This is a genomic window from Streptomyces sp. NPDC049585 (assembly GCF_040675615.1).
GTDB lineage: Bacteria > Actinomycetota > Actinomycetes > Streptomycetales > Streptomycetaceae > Streptomyces > Streptomyces luteosporeus.
Genome location: NZ_JBFAPE010000042.1, coordinates 1 through 16,566, shown reverse-complemented (window position 1 = coordinate 16,566; position 16,566 = coordinate 1). Strand labels below are relative to the sequence as shown.

17 protein-coding genes are annotated in these 16,566 nt (G+C 72.8%); 7 read left to right on the top strand and 10 right to left on the bottom strand.

What is annotated here, in order from left to right; genetic code table 11:
- Positions 1-142: 142 nt before the first annotated feature.
- From AB0K17_RS27795 to coxB, 3 genes are read right to left on the bottom strand one after another with little or no spacing between them, the layout of a single operon-like run.
- Positions 143-541: a cytochrome c oxidase subunit 4 gene (locus tag AB0K17_RS27795; protein WP_344439391.1), complete on the bottom strand. Its 399-nt coding sequence runs from the start codon at positions 539-541 to the stop codon at positions 143-145.
- Positions 538-2,265 (bottom strand): cytochrome c oxidase subunit I, encoded by a 1,728-nt coding sequence (ctaD, locus tag AB0K17_RS27790; RefSeq protein ID WP_344439393.1) that lies wholly within the window; start codon positions 2,263-2,265, stop codon positions 538-540. The genes AB0K17_RS27795 and ctaD overlap by 4 nt, the downstream gene beginning before the upstream one ends.
- Positions 2,262-3,233 carry a cytochrome c oxidase subunit II gene (gene coxB, locus AB0K17_RS27785; RefSeq protein ID WP_365969378.1) on the bottom strand — a complete coding sequence of 324 codons (972 nt, stop codon included), beginning with the start codon at positions 3,231-3,233 and terminating at the stop codon, positions 2,262-2,264. The genes ctaD and coxB overlap by 4 nt, the downstream gene beginning before the upstream one ends.
- Positions 3,234-3,500: 267 nt before the next feature.
- Between coxB and AB0K17_RS27780 the strand changes: the two genes are divergently transcribed.
- Positions 3,501-4,886, top strand: coding sequence for an aminotransferase class V-fold PLP-dependent enzyme (locus AB0K17_RS27780; RefSeq protein ID WP_365969379.1), 1,386 nt, complete (start codon positions 3,501-3,503; stop codon positions 4,884-4,886).
- Between the two features lie 76 nt (positions 4,887-4,962).
- Here AB0K17_RS27780 and AB0K17_RS27775 read toward each other — a convergent pair whose 3' ends face one another.
- Positions 4,963-5,937 (bottom strand): carbohydrate kinase family protein, encoded by a 975-nt coding sequence (locus tag AB0K17_RS27775; RefSeq protein ID WP_365969380.1) that lies wholly within the window; start codon positions 5,935-5,937, stop codon positions 4,963-4,965.
- A gap of 171 nt (positions 5,938-6,108) precedes the next feature.
- Between AB0K17_RS27775 and AB0K17_RS27770 the strand changes: the two genes are divergently transcribed.
- Together AB0K17_RS27770 and AB0K17_RS27765 are read left to right on the top strand one after the other, a co-directional pair.
- Complete coding sequence (locus tag AB0K17_RS27770; protein WP_365969381.1) at positions 6,109-6,327, top strand: hypothetical protein; 219 nt, start codon at positions 6,109-6,111, stop codon at positions 6,325-6,327.
- A 114-nt stretch (positions 6,328-6,441) separates the two neighbouring features.
- Positions 6,442-7,986: a hypothetical protein gene (locus tag AB0K17_RS27765; protein ID WP_365969382.1), complete on the top strand. Its 1,545-nt coding sequence runs from the start codon at positions 6,442-6,444 to the stop codon at positions 7,984-7,986.
- Positions 7,987-8,053: 67 nt separating this feature from the next.
- Here AB0K17_RS27765 and erpA read toward each other — a convergent pair whose 3' ends face one another.
- Positions 8,054-8,410, bottom strand: coding sequence for an iron-sulfur cluster insertion protein ErpA (erpA, locus tag AB0K17_RS27760; protein WP_004946545.1), 357 nt, complete (start codon positions 8,408-8,410; stop codon positions 8,054-8,056).
- Between the two features lie 260 nt (positions 8,411-8,670).
- Here erpA and nadA point away from each other — a divergent pair, with 260 nt between their 5' ends.
- Complete coding sequence (nadA, locus tag AB0K17_RS27755; RefSeq protein ID WP_365969383.1) at positions 8,671-9,858, top strand: quinolinate synthase NadA; 1,188 nt, start codon at positions 8,671-8,673, stop codon at positions 9,856-9,858.
- Positions 9,859-9,918: 60 nt separating this feature from the next.
- Here nadA and AB0K17_RS27750 read toward each other — a convergent pair whose 3' ends face one another.
- From AB0K17_RS27750 to AB0K17_RS27735, 4 genes are all read right to left on the bottom strand, one after another.
- Positions 9,919-10,608, bottom strand: coding sequence for a response regulator transcription factor (locus tag AB0K17_RS27750; RefSeq protein ID WP_365969384.1), 690 nt, complete (start codon positions 10,606-10,608; stop codon positions 9,919-9,921).
- A gap of 10 nt (positions 10,609-10,618) precedes the next feature.
- Complete coding sequence (locus tag AB0K17_RS27745; protein WP_365969385.1) at positions 10,619-11,950, bottom strand: histidine kinase; 1,332 nt, start codon at positions 11,948-11,950, stop codon at positions 10,619-10,621.
- Positions 11,951-12,073: 123 nt separating this feature from the next.
- Positions 12,074-12,352: a hypothetical protein gene (locus AB0K17_RS27740; RefSeq protein WP_365969386.1), complete on the bottom strand. Its 279-nt coding sequence runs from the start codon at positions 12,350-12,352 to the stop codon at positions 12,074-12,076.
- A gap of 16 nt (positions 12,353-12,368) precedes the next feature.
- Positions 12,369-13,160 carry a PspA/IM30 family protein gene (locus AB0K17_RS27735; RefSeq protein WP_344439414.1) on the bottom strand — a complete coding sequence of 264 codons (792 nt, stop codon included), beginning with the start codon at positions 13,158-13,160 and terminating at the stop codon, positions 12,369-12,371.
- Between the two features lie 262 nt (positions 13,161-13,422).
- Here AB0K17_RS27735 and AB0K17_RS27730 point away from each other — a divergent pair, with 262 nt between their 5' ends.
- Entirely contained in the window at positions 13,423-14,052 is a 630-nt protein-coding gene (locus AB0K17_RS27730; protein WP_365969387.1) for a DUF3043 domain-containing protein, read from the top strand.
- A 41-nt stretch (positions 14,053-14,093) separates the two neighbouring features.
- Positions 14,094-14,849: a methyltransferase domain-containing protein gene (locus AB0K17_RS27725; protein WP_365969392.1), complete on the top strand. Its 756-nt coding sequence runs from the start codon at positions 14,094-14,096 to the stop codon at positions 14,847-14,849.
- Positions 14,850-14,874: 25 nt separating this feature from the next.
- Here the strand turns inward: AB0K17_RS27725 and AB0K17_RS27720 are convergent, their stop codons facing one another.
- The gene (locus tag AB0K17_RS27720; RefSeq protein WP_365969388.1) at positions 14,875-15,090 is read right to left on the bottom strand and encodes a hypothetical protein; all 216 of its coding nucleotides are present in this window, start codon (positions 15,088-15,090) and stop codon (positions 14,875-14,877) included.
- A gap of 98 nt (positions 15,091-15,188) precedes the next feature.
- On the opposite strand from AB0K17_RS27720, the gene AB0K17_RS27715 reads away from it, so the two are divergent.
- Positions 15,189-16,391: a bifunctional adenosylcobinamide kinase/adenosylcobinamide-phosphate guanylyltransferase gene (locus AB0K17_RS27715; protein WP_365969389.1), complete on the top strand. Its 1,203-nt coding sequence runs from the start codon at positions 15,189-15,191 to the stop codon at positions 16,389-16,391.
- Positions 16,392-16,566: the final 175 nt, after the last annotated feature.

The following is a 16,566-nucleotide window of genomic DNA, read 5'->3' as shown; positions in this document are numbered from 1 at the left end:
CCGCGCACGGCGCTCGCTGCGCCTGCAAACGGGTGCCGCCCGTCCCGGTGCATGCGCCCGCGGTGTGCGACCGCCGCACGCGAAAGGGCCCCGCACACCGTGACGGTGTGCGGGGCCCTTCGGGGTTCGCCGGGGCGAGCCCTTACTGGTTCTGGTTCTCGCCGCGGTAGAACTCGAACACCCAGCCGAAGAGGCCGACCAGGATGATCGGTGCCGAGAAGTACATGAGCCACCAGCCGAAGCAGATGCTCATGAAGGCGAGGGCACCACCGACGGCCAGGGAGAGCGGCTGCCAGCTGTGCGGGGCGAAGAAGCCCAGCTCACCGGCGTCGTCGGCGACGTCGGCCTCCTTGTTGTCCTGCGCACCGGCGTCCACCCGGCGCGCAGTGAACGCCAGGTAGTAGCCGACCATGACGCACAGACCGAAGGCCATGAACAGCGCGGTGGTACCGGCCACCTCCTTCGACCACACGCCGTAGACGACCGCCATGGCGAGGATGAAGAGGGACAGCCACAGGAACATCCGGCCCTGGATCTTCACTTGCCGGCCTCCTTGCCGCCCGCGAGGGCCTTCTCGCCCGCGAGGTTCTCTTCGAGCTCGAGGGCCGCGATCTCCGGGTGGTGCAGGTCGAACGCCGGGGATTCCGAGCGGATCCGCGGCAGGGTGAGGAAGTTGTGCCGCGGCGGCGGGCAGGAGGTCGCCCACTCCAGCGAACGGCCGTAGCCCCACGGGTCGTCGACCTCGACCTTCTTGCCGTACTTGGCGGTCTTCCAGACGTTGTAGAAGAACGGCAGGATCGACAGGCCCAGCAGGAAGGAGCTGATGGTCGAGATGGTGTTCAGCGTGGTGAAGCCGTCGGAGGCCAGGTAGTCGGCGTAACGGCGCGGCATGCCCTCGGCACCCAGCCAGTGCTGGACGAGGAAGGTGCCGTGGAAGCCGACGAACAGCGTCCAGAAGGTGATCTTGCCCAGGCGCTCGTCCAGCATCTTGCCCGTGAACTTCGGCCACCAGAAGTGGAAGCCGGAGAACATCGCGAAGACCACGGTGCCGAAGATGACGTAGTGGAAGTGCGCGACGACGAAGTACGAGTCGGAGACGTGGAAGTCCATCGGGGGCGAGGCCAGGATGACGCCGGTCAGACCACCGAAGGTGAAGGTGATCAGGAAGCCGACGGCCCACAGCATCGGGGTCTCGAAGGACAGCGAGCCCTTCCACATGGTGCCGATCCAGTTGAAGAACTTCACACCGGTCGGGACCGCGATCAGGAAGGTCATGAAGGAGAAGAACGGCAGCAGCACACCACCGGTGACGTACATGTGGTGCGCCCACACGGTCACCGACAGACCCGCGATCGAGATCGTGGCCGCGATCAGGCCCCAGTAACCGAACATCGGCTTGCGGGAGAAGACCGGGATGACCTCGGAGATGATGCCGAAGAACGGCAGGGCGATGATGTACACCTCGGGATGGCCGAAGAACCAGAAGAGGTGCTGCCACAACAGGGCGCCGCCGTTGGCCGCGTCGAAGACGTGGGCCCCGAACTTGCGGTCCGCCTCCAGGGCGAACAGCGCGGCCGCGAGCACCGGGAAGGCCAGCAGGACCAGCACACCGGTCAGCAGCACGTTCCAGGTGAAGATCGGCATGCGGAACATCGTCATGCCCGGCGCACGCATGCAGATGATCGTGGTGATGAAGTTGACCGAACCGAGGATCGTGCCGAAGCCGGAGAAGGCCAGACCCATGATCCACATGTCGGCGCCGACGCCCGGCGAGCGGACCGCGTCCGACAGCGGGGAGTAGGCGAACCAGCCGAAGTCGGCCGCACCCTGCGGGGTGAGGAAGCCGGCCACCGCGATCAGCGAGCCGAACAGGTAGAGCCAGTAGGCGAACATGTTCAGCCGCGGGAACGCCACGTCGGGCGCACCGATCTGCAGCGGCATGATCCAGTTCGCGAAACCGGCGAACAGCGGCGTCGCGAACATCAGCAGCATGATCGTGCCGTGCATCGTGAACGCCTGGTTGAACTGCTCGTTCGACATGATCTGCGTGCCGGGACGGGCCAGCTCGGCGCGCATGAGGAGCGCCATGAGGCCGCCGATGCAGAAGAACGCGAACGACGTGACCAGGTAGAGCGTGCCGATGGTCTTGTGGTCAGTGGTGGTGAGCCACTTGATCACCTGATTGCCCGGCTGCTTCTGGCGTACGGGTGGTGCTGCCGTGGCTGTTGCGGCGGCGGCACCCTGGGGTTCGTTGAGGATGCTCACTTGTTCTTGGTCTCCGCGTTCTTCGCGTGATCCGTCTGCGCGATGCCCGCCGGCTGGTAGCCGGTCTGACCCTTTGCCGCCAGCTCCTTCAGGTGCGCCCGGTACCGCTCGGGGGAGACGACCTTGACGTTGAAGAGCATCCGGGAGTGGTCCTGGCCGCAGAGCTCGGCGCACTTGCCCAGGAAGGTGCCCTCCTTGTTGGGGGTCACCGTGAAGCTGTTGGTGTGGCCCGGGATGACGTCCTGCTTCATCAGGAACGGCACCACCCAGAAGGAGTGGATGACGTCGCGCGAGGTGAGGACGAACTGGACGGTCTCACCCTTGGGGAGCCACAGGGTCGGGCCCGGGTTGCCCGTCTGCGGGTTGCGGTCGCCGGGGACGCCGACCTCGTAGACGCCCTCCGCTCCCTGCGGTGCCTTGCTCAGGAACCGGTCCGGGATCGCGTCGAGCTCCTTGTTCTCGCGGAGCGGCTTGGCCGGGGTGGCCGTGTTGCCGTCGACGTTCTCCAGGTAGTTGAACGCCCAGCTCCACTGGAAGCCCACCACGTTGACGACGTGCTGCGGCTTGTCAGGGTTCGTCAGGAGCTTGTTCTCATCGCGCGCGGTGAAGTAGAAGAGCACCGAGACGATGATGATCGGGACCACGGTGTACAGCGCCTCGATGGGCATGTTGTACCGGGTCTGCTTGGGAATCTCCACCTTCGACCTGCTGCGCCGGTGGAAGATGACGCTCCAGATGATCAGGCCCCACACCAGGACACCGATCGCCAGGGCAGCGGCCCAGGAGCCCTGCCAGAGGGAGAGGATCCGCGGCGCCTCTTCCGTGACGGGCGTTGGCATGCCGAGGCGGGGGAAGTCCTTCGATGTGCAACCGGTGGCGGTCGCCAGGACAGCGCCCGCGGCCAGCGCCTGCAGCAGCTTCCGCCGCACCGGGCGCCGCGACGAGCGGTCGGAGCCGTTGGGACTCACGTAGCGCCTTCCCGAGAGTCTCGCCCGTGCGGCCGGCTGCGGCCGTCTCGCTGGTCGGTCGCCGGCCCGCTGCGGGCAGGGGTTTGGATGTTTATGCGGACCAAACCCTACTGGACGCTATCTGGGGCCGCGCGGGGAGGGTGCCCAACGCGCCGGTCCGGTCCCCGAAGGGGTGGAATCTGCAGCTCCGGAGGCCTTCCGGCACTCCGTCAGACGCCCGGCCGGGCAGGCTCCGACTCCCCCCGCGATGGGGTTAGCGTTCCCCTCGTGCCCTACTTCGACGCCGCCTCCTCCGCCCCTCTGCACCCGGTCGCCCGCCAGGCGCTGCTGGCCGCCCTCGACGAGGGCTGGGCCGACCCCAGCCGCCTGTACCGGGAGGGCCGGCGCGCCCGGCTGCTGCTGGACGCCGCCCGCGAGACCGCCGCGGAAGCCGTGGGCTGTCGACCGGACGAACTGGTTTTCACCCCATCGGGTACGCGCGCCCTGCACGACGGCATTGCCGGCGCCCTCGCCGGACGCCGCCGGGTCGGCCGCCACCTGGTCGTGTCCGCCGTCGAACACTCCGCCGTGCTGCACGCCGGCGCCGCACTCGAAGCGGCCGGCGGCACCGTGACCGAGGTCCCCGTCGGCCGCACGGGCCGCATCGCCCCCGCCGACTGGGCCGCCGCCCTGCGCCCCGACACCGCCCTCGCCGCCCTGCAGTCCGCCAACCACGAGGTCGGCACCCGCCAGCCGGTGGCCGAGGCGGCCGCGGCCTGCCGGGAGGCGGGCGTACCGCTGCTGGTCGACGCGGCCCAGTCGCTGGGCTGGGGCCCGGTCGAGGAGGGCTGGTCGCTGCTGACCGCCAGCGCCCACAAGTGGGGCGGCCCGCCCGGGGTCGGCCTGCTGGCCGTGCGCAAGGGAACCCGCTTCGCCCTGCCCGGCCCGGCCGACGAGCGGGAGAACGGACGCGCCCCCGGCTACCCCGACATCCCCGCCGTCGTCGCGGCCGCCGCCTCGCTGCGCGCCGTGCGTGCGGAGGCGGCCGCGGAGGACGCCCGGCTGCGCGTCCTGGTCGACCACGTACGGGAGCGGGTCGCACAGCTCGTCCCCGACGTGGAGGTGGTCGGCGACCCGGTGCACCGGCTGCCGCACCTGGTCACGTTCTCCTGCCTGTACGTCGACGGGGAGACGCTGCTGCACGCCCTGGACCGCGCGGGCTTCTCCGTCTCCTCCGGCTCCTCGTGCACGTCCAGCACGCTGGAACCGAGCCATGTGCTGCGGGCGATGGGGGTGCTGTCGGAGGGCAACGTACGGGTCTCGCTGCCGCGCGGCACGACGGCGGAGCAGGTCGACGCGTTCCTCGACACGCTGCCGCGGGTGGTGGCGGAGGTGCGCGAGCAGCTGGGGGCGCCGACGGGGGCGTCGGCCGTCGTCTCCCCCGCCGGCGAGGAACTGGTCGTCGACTCGCTCGGCAAGCGGTGCCCGATTCCGGTGATCGAGCTGGCGAAGGTGATCGGCGACGTGCCGGTCGGGGGGCTGGTGACGGTGCTGTCCGACGACGAGGCGGCGCGCCTGGACATTCCGGCGTGGTGCGAGATGCGGGGGCAGGAGTACCTCGGGGAGCGCGCCGCGGAGCGCGGGGTGGCCTACACGGTGCGGCGCCGCGCCTGACGGCCGCCGCTGCCGCGGCGGCCCCGCCCACCCGCCCGCCCGATTGCCCCGAACCGGGCGGGCGAGGTGGGGACTGTCACGCCAGGTGCCCGCGCACCTCGGTGGCGGCGTCCTCGCCGTACGCCTTGGTGAAGCGCTCCATGAAGTGGCCGCGGCGCAGCTCGTACTCCTGGGTGCCCAGCGTCTCGATGACGAGCGTCGCCAGCATGCAGCCCAGCTGGGCCGAGCGCTCCAGCGACAGCTCCCACGTCAGGCCGGCCAGGAAGCCCGCGCGGAAGGCGTCGCCCACGCCGGTCGGGTCGACCTTGGCCTCCTCCTGCGGGACGCCGACCTCGATGACCGGCTCGCCGCGCCGCTCGATGCGCACGCCGCGCGAGCCGAGGGTGGTGACGCGGGTGCCGACGCGCTCGAGGATCTCCTCGCCCGTCCAGCCCGTCTTGGACTCGATGAGCGCCTTCTCGTACTCGTTGTTGAACAGGTACGTCGCCCCGTCGACCAGCACCCGGATGTCGTCGCCGTCCATGCGGGCGAGCTGCTGGGAGGGGTCGGCGGCGAAGGGGATGCCGCGGGTGCGGCACTCCTCGGTGTGGCGCAGCATCGCCTCGGGGTCGTCGGCACCGATGAGGACGAGGTCCAGGCCGCCGACGCGGTCGGCCACCGGCTGCAGCTCGATCTGGCGGGCCTCGCTCATGGCACCGGTGTAGAAGGACGCGATCTGGTTGTGATCGGTGTCCGTGGTGCAGACGAACCGCGCGGTGTGCAGGACCTCGGAGATGTGCACGGAGGCGGTGTCGACGCCGTGCCGGTCGAGCCAGGCGCGGTAGTCGGCGAAGTCGTTGCCGGCGGCACCGACGAGGACGGGCCGCAGACCCAGCAGGCCCATGCCGAAGCAGATGTTGGGACCGACGCCGCCGCGACGCACGTCGAGTTCGTCGACGAGGAAGGAGAGGGAGACGGTGTGCAGCTGGTCCGCCACGAGCTGGTCGGCGAAGCGGCCGGGGAAGGTCATCAGGTGGTCGGTGGCGATGGAGCCGGTGACAGCGATACGCACGGAGGGTCTGCTCCCTGAGGGCGTGGGACGGGGACATGGCTGAGCATGACGAGCCATCCCACGTTACCGGTTCGCGGGAGCACGACCGGGTCCGGTTCTCGCCGCTCCGTGCATAAATCTACCTAATAGTAGGTCTTTCACGGCACGCCGTCGCGTGCGTACGGTGCGGGTATGCCGAAGACTGTGAAGGACGTCACATCGCCCCGGGAGCCGGGTTCGCTGGCCGAGCTGTGCCGCTGCTGCGCCCGGATGGCCCCGGAGTGGGGCACCCCCAGGACCCCCGGGGGGCGGGGTGCCGCCGAGCGGACGCCGCTGTCGCTCATCCACGGGATCTCGGTGCCCGCGCGCTCGGCCCGGCTGCTGGACGCGATGGCGGAGTACGGCGACTGACGACGCGGTCCGGCATCGGGTGGAACCGACGGCTCCTGCGCCCCGTCCAAGTGGCGTCCTCTTCCGGGGGGATGCGGCAGTACTTCACTTTGAGCGGAGCGAAGGAGCGATGCGGTGAGCACCGAGGGCACCGAGGGCGGCACTTCGGGCGGCGGCCCGGGCACACGGCGGCGGCGCTCGCCGCTGGTGGTGGCGTCGGTGGCGGCGGCCGTCCTGCTGGCCGGTGGCGGCGCCGCGTACTGGGCGTCCACGGCCTCGGAGGGCGGCGGCGCCCCGGCGCCCGCGGCCGGCGGCAACAGCAGTACCCCACCACCCCTGGCACTGGACGGCTACGGCGCCCGGACGGGCTCGGGCGGGCCCTCGCAGGGCATTGCACCGGGCGAGCCGGATCCGCACGGCGTGCTCTACCGGGCGGCGGGCACGCTGCCGGACGGGCCGCGCACGGCCGCCGTCCGGCTGCCGGCGCGCGAGGTGACCGCCGACCAGGTGGCCGCGCTGGCCGAGGCGCTGGGGATCTCCGGTACGCCCCGGCTGAACGGCGACACCTGGACGGTGGGCGGCACCCCCGACGCGGCGGGGCCCACGCTGCAGGTGGGCCGGCAGGGCCCGGGCAGTTGGGCGTACACGCGTTACGGCGTGCCCGGCGGCGCGCACTGCGAGCACCCGCCGGGTGCGGGCCCGCGGCAGGAGCCCGAGGGGCCCGGAGCGAAGTGCCCCTCGTTCAAGGACGGTTCGCCCCCGCCGCCGGACCCCGCCGCCGCGCAGCCGGTGTCGCAGGACACGGCGCGCAAGGCCGCGGCCCCCGTGCTGAAGGCCCTGGGTCAGGAGGGGGCGAGGACGGACGCTAGCAAGGTCTTCGGCGCCCTGCGCACGGTGACGGCCGATCCGGTGGTGGGCTCGCTGCCCACCTATGGCTGGCAGACCACCCTGCAGGTGGGTGCGGACGGCAAGGTGGCCTCGGGCAACGGGCAGCTGCAGCTGCCGCCGGCGGGGGCGACGTATCCGCTGGTGACCGCGCGGCAGGCGCTCGACGAGCTGAACAAGGGCGCCGGCACCGGCCGTCCGACGACGGGCGGCTGCGCGACGGCGGTCCCCTTCCGGGAGGACGCCCCGACGCCGGACGCCGGGTGCTCGACGCCGCCCGGCAGGGGTCCGGAGCCGGCGACGGTGCGCGGGGCGACGTTCGCGCTGTCGGCGCAGTCCGTGGGGGGCCGGCCGGCGCTGGTGCCGTCGTGGCTGTTCGCGGTGGAGATGCCGGGCATGCCCAAGGGCGACACGATCACGGTGGCCCAGCCGGCGGTCGATCCGAAGTTCATCGCCGGGCGGGGCGGCGGCAGCGCGGCGCCGTCCGGCACCCCGACCTCGCCGCCGGCGAAGTCGGGGCCGGTGCGCGTGGAGTCGTACACGCCGGCCGACGGCGGCAGGAAGCTCGTCCTGCACTTCTGGGGCGGGGTGTGCAGCACCTTCGCGGCCTCCGCCGAGCAGTCGGAGCGGGCGGTGACGGTCAAGGTCACCGCGACCGAGAAGGAGCCGGGCCGCTACTGCGTCCTGATGCTCAAGCGCTTCGACACGACGGTCTCGCTGGACGAGCCGCTGGGCGACCGGTCGGTGGTGGACCTGGCGACGGGTGCCAAGGTGAACGCACTGCAGGAGAAGTAGCCGAAGTGGCAGAAGGGCGGCACCCCCGAGGGGTGCCGCCCTTCCTCACGTCGGGCGTTCGGCCGATTTAGCTGAACGAGTCGCCGCAGGCGCAGGAGCCGGTGGCGTTGGGGTTGTCGATCGTGAAGCCCTGCTTCTCGATGGTGTCGACGAAGTCGATGGAGGCACCGCCCAGGTACGGGGCGCTCATGCGGTCGGTGACGACCTTGACGCCGTCGAAGTCCTTGACGACATCGCCGTCGAGCGAGCGCTCGTCGAAGAAGAGCTGGTAGCGCAGACCGGAGCAGCCACCGGGCTGGACGGCGACGCGCAGGGCGAGGTCGTCGCGGCCTTCCTGCTCCAGCAGGCTCTTGACCTTGGCGGCCGCGGCGTCGGACAGGAGGATGCCGTCGCTCACAGTGGTCTTCTCGTCCTGAACGGACATCTGCTTCACTCCCGGGTCTTTGGTACGGGTGCGGACTGCTTGCTTACGCCAGCAACCGACGTGGTCCCGGATTCATTCCGGGGCTGCGGGTGTCCACACGGTGACGCCCGCCTTTCATGCTCGCACACCCGTCGCCGGATCGGGAATGCGTCACATTGACGCGAGCGGCATCGTCAAGCTGACACGAACCGGTTATGATAGATAGCGTCAAATTGACGATTAAGCCTACCGGCCGTCCGCAGAAAGAAAGGGTGCGTGTCGTGACCACCGCCCAGCCCCTGGAGTTCCAGGACCCCTCCGCCTCGCCGCTCGCCCTGCTGCTGCTCGGCCGTGAGGCCGACCCGAAGAGCGAGCGTGGCGTGGAGTGCCCCGGCGACCTGCCGGCACCGTCCGACCCGGACCTGGTGGAGCGGGCCCGGGCGGCCAAGGCGCGGCTCGGGGACAAGGTCTTCGTCCTGGGCCACCACTACCAGCGCGACGAGGTCATCCAGTTCGCGGACGTGACCGGCGACTCCTTCAAGCTGGCGCGCGACGCGGCCGCCCGGCCGGACGCGGAGTACATCGTCTTCTGCGGCGTGCACTTCATGGCCGAGTCGGCCGACATCCTCACCGGCGACGCCCAGCAGGTCATCCTCCCGGACCTGGCCGCCGGCTGCTCGATGGCCGACATGGCCACCGCCGAGCAGGTCGCCGAGTGCTGGGACGTGCTGACCGAGGCCGGCATCGCCGAGGTGACGGTCCCCGTCTCGTACATGAACTCCTCCGCCGACATCAAGGCCTTCACCGGCAAGCACGGCGGCACCATCTGCACCTCCTCCAACGCCGAGCGGGCCCTGAAGTGGGCGTTCGAGCAGGGCGAGAAGGTGCTCTTCCTGCCCGACCAGCACCTGGGCCGCAACACCGCAGTGCGCGACATGGGCATGTCGCTGGAGGACTGCGTCGTCTACAACCCGCACAAGCCGAACGGCGGCCTGACCGCCGAGGAGCTGCGCGCGGCCAAGATGATCCTGTGGCGCGGCCACTGCTCCGTGCACGGCCGCTTCTCGCTGGACTCCGTCAACGATGTGCGCGAGCGCATCCCGGGCGTGAACGTCCTGGTGCACCCCGAGTGCCGGCACGAGGTCGTCGCGGCGGCCGACTACGTCGGCTCCACGGAGTACATCATCAAGACGCTGGAGGCCGCCCCGGCCGGCTCGAAGTGGGCCATCGGTACGGAGCTGAACCTGGTCCGGCGCCTGGCGAACCGTTTCGCCGACCAGGGCAAGGAGATCGTCTTCCTCGACAAGACCGTCTGCTTCTGCTCCACCATGAACCGCATCGACCTGCCGCACCTGGTGTGGGCCCTGGAGTCCCTGGCCGACGGCAAGGTCGTCAACCGCATCGAGGTCGACCCCGAGGTCGCGAGCTTCTCCAAGCTCGCCCTGGAGCGGATGCTGGCCCTGCCGTAGCGGCGAACGAAAAGGGCGGGGCGCTACGTGCGCGCCCCGCCCTTTTCGTTCGTTCTGCGCTCACCCCGTGCCCGGCTGCACCAGGCCCGACTCGTACGCGACCACCACCAGCTGGGCCCGGTCGCGCGCGCCCAGCTTGGCCATCGCGCGGTTCACATGCGTCTTGACGGTCAGCGGGCTCACCGCCAGCCGCTCGCCGATCTGGTCGTTCGACAGCCCCCGGGCCACCTGCACCAGCACCTCCCGCTCCCGCGCCGTCAGCCCCTCCAGGCCCGTCGGGCCCGGGCCCGAGGGGTCGTGCCCGGTGCCCTGCGGCTGCGCGAGGAACCGCGCGATCAGGCCCTTCGTCGCCGCCGGCGACAGCAGCGCCTCCCCCGCCGCCGCGATGCGTATCGCGGCCAGCAGCTCCTCCGGCTCCGCGCCCTTGCCCAGGAAGCCCGAGGCGCCGGCCCGCAGCGCCTCCACCACGTACTCGTCGGCCTCGAACGTCGTCAGCATCACCACCCGTACCGCCCCCAGCGCCGGATCGGCGCAGATCTCGCGCGTGGCGGCGAGCCCGTCCGTCCCCGGCATCCTGATGTCCATCAGCACCACGTCCGGCACGTGCGCACGCGCCAGGCGCACCGCCGCGGCACCGTCCGCCGCCTCCCCCACGACCCGCATGCCCGGCTCGGACTCGACCAGTACCTTGAACGCGCTGCGCAGCAGCGCCTGGTCGTCCGCCAGGACCACGGTGATCGGCTCAGTCATGCGGCTCAGCCTAGGGTCCGGCCGGCCCCTGCCCGTCCCGTGCGGAGCGCGACTGCAGCGGCAGGACGGTACGCACCCGGAAGCCGGCCGCCACCGATCCGCCGCGCGGGCCGGCCTCGCAGGTGCCGCCGAGCGCAGCGGCGCGCTCGCGCATGCCGATCAGGCCGTGCCCGCCCGGCGCGTCCTCGCCCTCGTCCTCACCCTGGTCCGCCTCCGTCCCGGGTGCCTCCCCGCGGACCCCGCCGTCGTCCAGCACCGTCAGGTCCAGCCGGTCCGCGCTGCGCAGCAGGGCGACCTCGGCACGGGCGCCGGGGCCGGCGTGCTTGTGCACATTCGTCAGGGCCTCCTGCAGCACCCGGTAGGCGGTGAGGTCCACGGCCGCCGGCAGCGGCCCGACGACCGCGGCGGCCTTCGCCGCGCCCCGGCCGGTGCCGGGCCCGCCGGGCAACGTGGAGGCGGCGACGACGTCGACGTGCAGGCCCACCCGGCCGAAGCCGTCGACGAGCTGGTCCAGCACGCCGAGGCCGGGCGCCGGCTCGGTGGGCGCCTCCGGGTCGCCGTACTGCCGCAGCAGCCCGACGGTGGCCCGTAACTCCTCCAGGGCCGAGCGGCCGGCCTCGCGGACGTGGGCCAGGGCCTGCCGGGCCTGGTCGGGGCGGCTGTCCATGACGTGCGAGGCCACCCCGGCCTGGACGTTGACCAGCGCGATGTGGTGGGCGACGACGTCGTGCAGCTCACGGGCGATGCGCAGCCGCTCCTCGGCGACGCGGCGGCGGGCCTCCTCCTCGCGGGTGCGCTCGGCGCGCAGGGCGCGCTCCTCGACGGCGGCCACGTAGGCCCGGCGGCTGCGGACGGCGTCGCCGGCGGCACCGGCCAGCGCGGTCCAGGCCAGCAGGCCGAAGTTCTCCTGCGCGTACCAGGGCGGGGGCCCGAAGAACATGACGACGCCCGTCAGCACGGCGACCGTGCCGGCCACGATCCGCCAGGCGGTGGGGCGCTCGGTGCGGGCGGCGACCGTGTACAGGGCGACGGCGGCGCTCATGGCGATCTGGGTGCGGGCCGGCCCGTCGTGGTCGGCGACCGTGGCCACGACGGTCAGGACGCACGTCAGGGCGAGGACGGCGCGCGGCACCAGGCGCCGGGCGATCAGACAGGCGGAGGCGGCCGCCGACAGCAGCACGAAGCCGGCCGCCGGGATCCGGCGGTCGGGGTGCGGGCCGAGGTAGACGCCGATGAGGACGAGCGCGAAGACGACGACGGCCAGCAGGCCGTCGGCGGCGTACGGGTGGCTGCGCAGCCAGCGGTGCGGCCGGGCGAGGCCGGTGCCGGCGAGGGCGGTCATCGCAGGTCCCCTCCGGGGCCGTGGCGCGGGCGGTGAGCGAGTCGCGCCCCCGTCCCGGGCGGACGGGGGCGCGATGCGGTGGTCGGGGTCGTGCCGTGCGGCGCGTGCCGGCCGGCGGTGCGGTCACCCGGGGATGAGGCCGTCGTCGCCGAGCAGCTCGCGGACCTCCGCCAGCGTGGCGTCGCGCCCGGGCAGGATCAGTTCGGACGGTTCGAGGGCGTCGTCGGGCAGCGGGCCGCCCAGCCGGCGCACGGCGTCGAGCAGGGCACCGAGGGTGCGGCGGAAGCCGGCCTCGTCACCGCTCTCCATCTCCTCCAGCAGCTCGTCGTCGAGCTTGTTGAGCTCGGCGAAGTGCGCGTCGTCGACCTTCCACTGGCCCTCCCCCATGATCCGTACGATCATGTCCGGCCTCCTCGGGTCAGCTCTTGTCGAAGCGCGGGCGGTCCTGGTGGTGGGCCTGCTGCGCCTGCTGACCGGCGCCGCCCTCGATGGCCTGGCGCTCGCCGCCACCGGCGAGCTCGGCCTTCATCCGCTGCAGTTCCAGCTCCACGTCCGAGCCGCCGGAGAGGCGGTCGAGCTCGGCGGTGAGGTCGTCCTTGGCCATGCCCGTCGGGTCGTCGAGCGCGCCGGAGGCGAGCAGCTCGTCGATGGCACCGGCCCGGGCCTGCATCTGGGCGGTCTTGTCCTCGGCGCGCTGGATGGCCAGGCCTACGTCGCCCATCTCCTCGGAGATGCCGGAGAAGGCCTCGCCGATGCGGGTCTGGGCCTGGGCGGCGGTGTAGGTCGCCTTGATGGTCTCCTTCTTGGTGCGGAAGGCGTCCACCTTGGCCTGCAGGCGCTGGGAGGCGAGGGTGAGCTTCTCCTCCTCGCCCTGGAGGGTCTGGTGCTGCGTCTGCAGGTCGCTGACCTGCTGCTGGAGCGCCGCCCGACGGGTGAGCGCCTCACGGGCCAGGTCCTCGCGGCCGAGCGCGAGCGCCTTGCGGCCCTGCTCCTCCAGCTTGGTCGACTGGCTCTGCAGCTGGCCCAGCTGCAGCTCCAGGCGCTTGCGGGACGTCGCGACGTCCGCGACCCCGCGGCGCACCTTCTGCAGCAGCTCCAGCTGCTTCTGGTACGAGTAGTCGAGGGTCTCGCGCGGGTCCTCGGCCCGGTCCAGGGCCTTGTTGGCCTTCGCGCGGAAGATCATCCCCATCCGCTTCATGACACCGCTCATGGGCCTCGCGCGCCCCCTTCTGACCGTCTAGCTCTCCGACCGACCGGGCGGACCGGCCAGGACTCCAGCACAACCTTGCAGAACCCACACTACGGGCCCTGCTTCCATTACCGCACTGTCCGAGCCCGGATGCGCTCCTCCTGCAGGACGATCGCGGACCGCGTCGTCTCCGGCCCGAGGAGTAGTGGGCCCCCGGGGGCGGAAGGGGGCGCTCCGCGCCGGGCGTGCACCCGTCGTTGCCGGATCGTGCCCGGGCGGGCCGGTGGGGCGCCGGGCGAAGGCCGTACCCTTGGGTTCCGTGTTCCGAAGCCGTTCGAAGGAAGCGCAGGCCACGTCGCCCCAGGTGAGCGTGGACCGGCCCAAGCAGCCCCGTGACCCGCAGGCCCCCAAGGGCCGCCCCACGCCCAAGCGCAGCGAGACCGCCCGGCGGCGCAGCCTGGCCCACACGCCGGCCGACCGCAAGGAGGCCGGCAAGCGGGCCCGGGAGGCGCGCCGCGCCGACCTCGCCCGCCAGCGCGAGGCCCTGGCCAACGGCGACGAGCGCTACCTGCCCGTGCGCGACAAGGGCCCGGTGCGCGCCTACGCCCGCGACTTCGTCGACGCCCGCTACTCCGTGTCGGAGTTCTTCCTGCCGCTGGCGGTGCTGATCCTCGTCCTGAGCATGATCAACCGCGGGGCGTTCCAGGCCTACGTGCTGCTGGCCTGGCTCGTGGTCATCCTCGCGATCGTCCTCAACTCCGTCTTCCTCGGCCTCACCCTGAAGCGCGCCCTCAAGCAGCGCTTCCCTGATGAGAACCTCAAGGGCGCCGTGCCCTACGCGCTGATGCGCACCCTCCAGATGCGCCGCCTGCGGCTGCCCAAGCCGAAGGTCAAGCGCGGGGAGAAGCACTGAGCGGTTACGCCCCCGGCTTCGGCGGCGGCGCACAGGAGTGGCTGAGCGGGCTCGGGGGGCTGCGGAACACCGTCCGTCAGGAGCTCGTCGCCCGCCAGGTCGACGAGCAGATATCCGCCCTCTTCCCGGTCGGCCGACGCCTGCGCGTGCTCGATGTCGGCCCCGGCCAGGGCACCCAGGCGGTGCGGCTGGCCCGGGCCGGCCACGAGGTCACCGGCCTGGAGCGGGACCCGGCGATGATCACGGCCCTGCAGCGGGCCGTGGCCGCCGAACCGCCCGGCATCCAGGAGCGCATGCGCGTCGTGCGCGGTGACGGCCGGGAGGCCGGGGCCCACTTCCCGCCCGGCGCCTTCGACGTGGTGCTCTGCCACGGCGTGCTGATGTACGTGCCCGAGCCCGACCCCATGATCGCCGCGCTGGCCCGTGTGCTGGCCCCCGGCGGACTGCTGTCCCTGCTCGTGCGCAACGCCGACGCCCTGGCCCTGCGGCCGGGCCTGGCCGGCGACTGGGACACCGCGCTCGCGGCCTTCGACTCGCCCCACTACACCAACCGCCTGGGCCTGGCCGCCCGCGCCGACGGGCGCGAGGCGCTCACCGCGACTCTGACCGGCATCGGCGCCCCGCTGCGTGCCTGGTACGGCGTGCGGGTCTTCACCGACCTCGCCCCCGACGACGGCCCGGCCCCCGCCGCGGACGGACTCCACCGGCTGCTCGCCGCCGAGGAACGGGCCGGCCGCACCGACCCCTACCGGGCGGTCGCGGCCCTGCTGCACCTGTGCGGGGTGCGCGGCGGCTGACCCCGCCGCCGCGCACCGGCGCGACTCACTCCTCGGCGGCCGCGTGCAGGCTCATGGGGCCCTCGTAGACCTCGGAGTCGTCCTCGAAGAGCCGCACCTGGTCCGCGCCGCCCTCCAGCAGCGCCCGCCAGTGCTCGCCGAGCCAGGACTCCGCGTCCCCCTGCGTGGTGAACTCCTCCGGCTCCACACCCGGAGCCGTCTCCGTCCCGTCGGTCTTCTCGAACCGCCACGTCCACGCCATGTGCGCCTCCTGGGCATCGGGGGTCCCAGCGTATCGGCCGGACGAGAAAGGGTGAGCCCCGCGCGACCACCGGATCCGGACGCGAGACGATCAGTGATGTGGAACTGACTCTCCTGGGCACCGGCGCCCCCGACGGCCTGCCCCGCCCCGGCTGCCCCTGCGCCGCCTGCGCCTGCGCCACCGGTGAGGCCGCGCGGGCCGCGACGGCCCTGCTCGTCGACGACGCCCTGCTGCTCGACCTCACCCCGGGGCCGGTCTTCGCCGCCGCGCGGGCGGGACGTTCCATCGCCGGCGTCCGGCAGGTGCTGCTCTCCCACCCGCACGACGGCCCCGCCGTCGAACTCCCCGCCGGCCTGCCGGCGCCCGTCCGGGTCCCCGACGGGCGCGAGCTGTCGGTCATCAGCGGACACCGCGTGCGGGCCCTGGCCCTCGACGCGCCCGGTACGGGGTACGAGGTCACCGGCCCCGACGGGGAACGGCTGCTGTACCTGCCCCCCGGCGCGGCACCGGCCGGACTGGCCGGGGCGCCCCCCGCCCCGTACGCCATGGTCCTGCTGGACGTCGTCGGCCGCCCCGACGCCCTGGCCCGGCTGCGGGAGACCGGCGCCGTGGGGGCGACCACCGACGTCATCGCCGTCCACCTCGACCACGACGTGCCCCCCGGGCGCGAACTGCGCCGACGCCTCGCCGCGGCCGGCGCCCGGGCCGTGCCCGACGGCACCACCCTCGTCGTCGGCGACTACCACGCCGTACCCGACGTGCCCCGCCGCACCCTCGTCACCGGCGGGGCCCGCTCCGGCAAGTCCGTCGAGGCCGAACGCCGCCTGGAGTCCTTCCCCGACGTCCTCTACGTCGCCACCGGCGGCACCCGCGACGGCGACCGCGACTGGGCCGCCCGCGTGGCCCGGCACCGCGAACGCCGCCCCGGCTCCTGGCGCACGCTCGAGACCTGCGACCTGGTGCCGCTCCTCGCGGACGACGGGCCGCCCCTGCTGATCGACTGCCTGTCGCTGTGGCTGACGGACGCGATGGACACGGTCGGCGCCTGGGACGACGAGACGTGGGCCGGCGGCGGGGCGGCGGCCCTGGCCGAGCGGGTGGGGGAACTGGTGGCGGCGATACGGCGGACACGGCGGTCGGTGGTGCTGGTGACCAACGAGACCGGCTCCGGCGTGGTGCCCGCGACGGCGTCGGGGCGCCGCTTCCGCGACGAGCTGGGCCGCCTGAACGCTGCGCTGGCCGACGAGTGCGAGCACGTCGTGCTGGTCGTAGCCGGCCAGGCGCTGCCCCTGCGGGGCTAGGCCGTGCCCCGTAGGGGCGCGGGGAACTGCGCGATCAGCCAGGACGTGCCCGCAGACGGGGTGCCGGGGAGGCGCCTCGACTGCGGGCCGTCGGTGGCCGATCGCGCAGTTCCCCGCGCCCCTACGGGGCGCTGCACCATCCGCCGGACACAGCCTGGCCCCGCGGGCGGACCGG

What these genes read in the sequence shown, in the direction of transcription:
- AB0K17_RS27770 (WP_365969381.1), top strand. Translation starts at nt 6,109, where the DNA reads ATGCCGAAGACTGTGAAGGACGTCACATCGCCCCGGGAGCCGGGTTCG.
- erpA (WP_004946545.1), bottom strand. Translation starts at nt 8,410, where the DNA reads ATGTCCGTTCAGGACGAGAAGACCACTGTGAGCGACGGCATCCTCCTG.
- AB0K17_RS27750 (WP_365969384.1), bottom strand. Translation starts at nt 10,608, where the DNA reads ATGACTGAGCCGATCACCGTGGTCCTGGCGGACGACCAGGCGCTGCTG.
- AB0K17_RS27745 (WP_365969385.1), bottom strand. Translation starts at nt 11,950, where the DNA reads ATGACCGCCCTCGCCGGCACCGGCCTCGCCCGGCCGCACCGCTGGCTG.
- AB0K17_RS27740 (WP_365969386.1), bottom strand. Translation starts at nt 12,352, where the DNA reads ATGATCGTACGGATCATGGGGGAGGGCCAGTGGAAGGTCGACGACGCG.
- AB0K17_RS27735 (WP_344439414.1), bottom strand. Translation starts at nt 13,160, where the DNA reads ATGAGCGGTGTCATGAAGCGGATGGGGATGATCTTCCGCGCGAAGGCC.
- AB0K17_RS27720 (WP_365969388.1), bottom strand. Translation starts at nt 15,090, where the DNA reads ATGGCGTGGACGTGGCGGTTCGAGAAGACCGACGGGACGGAGACGGCT.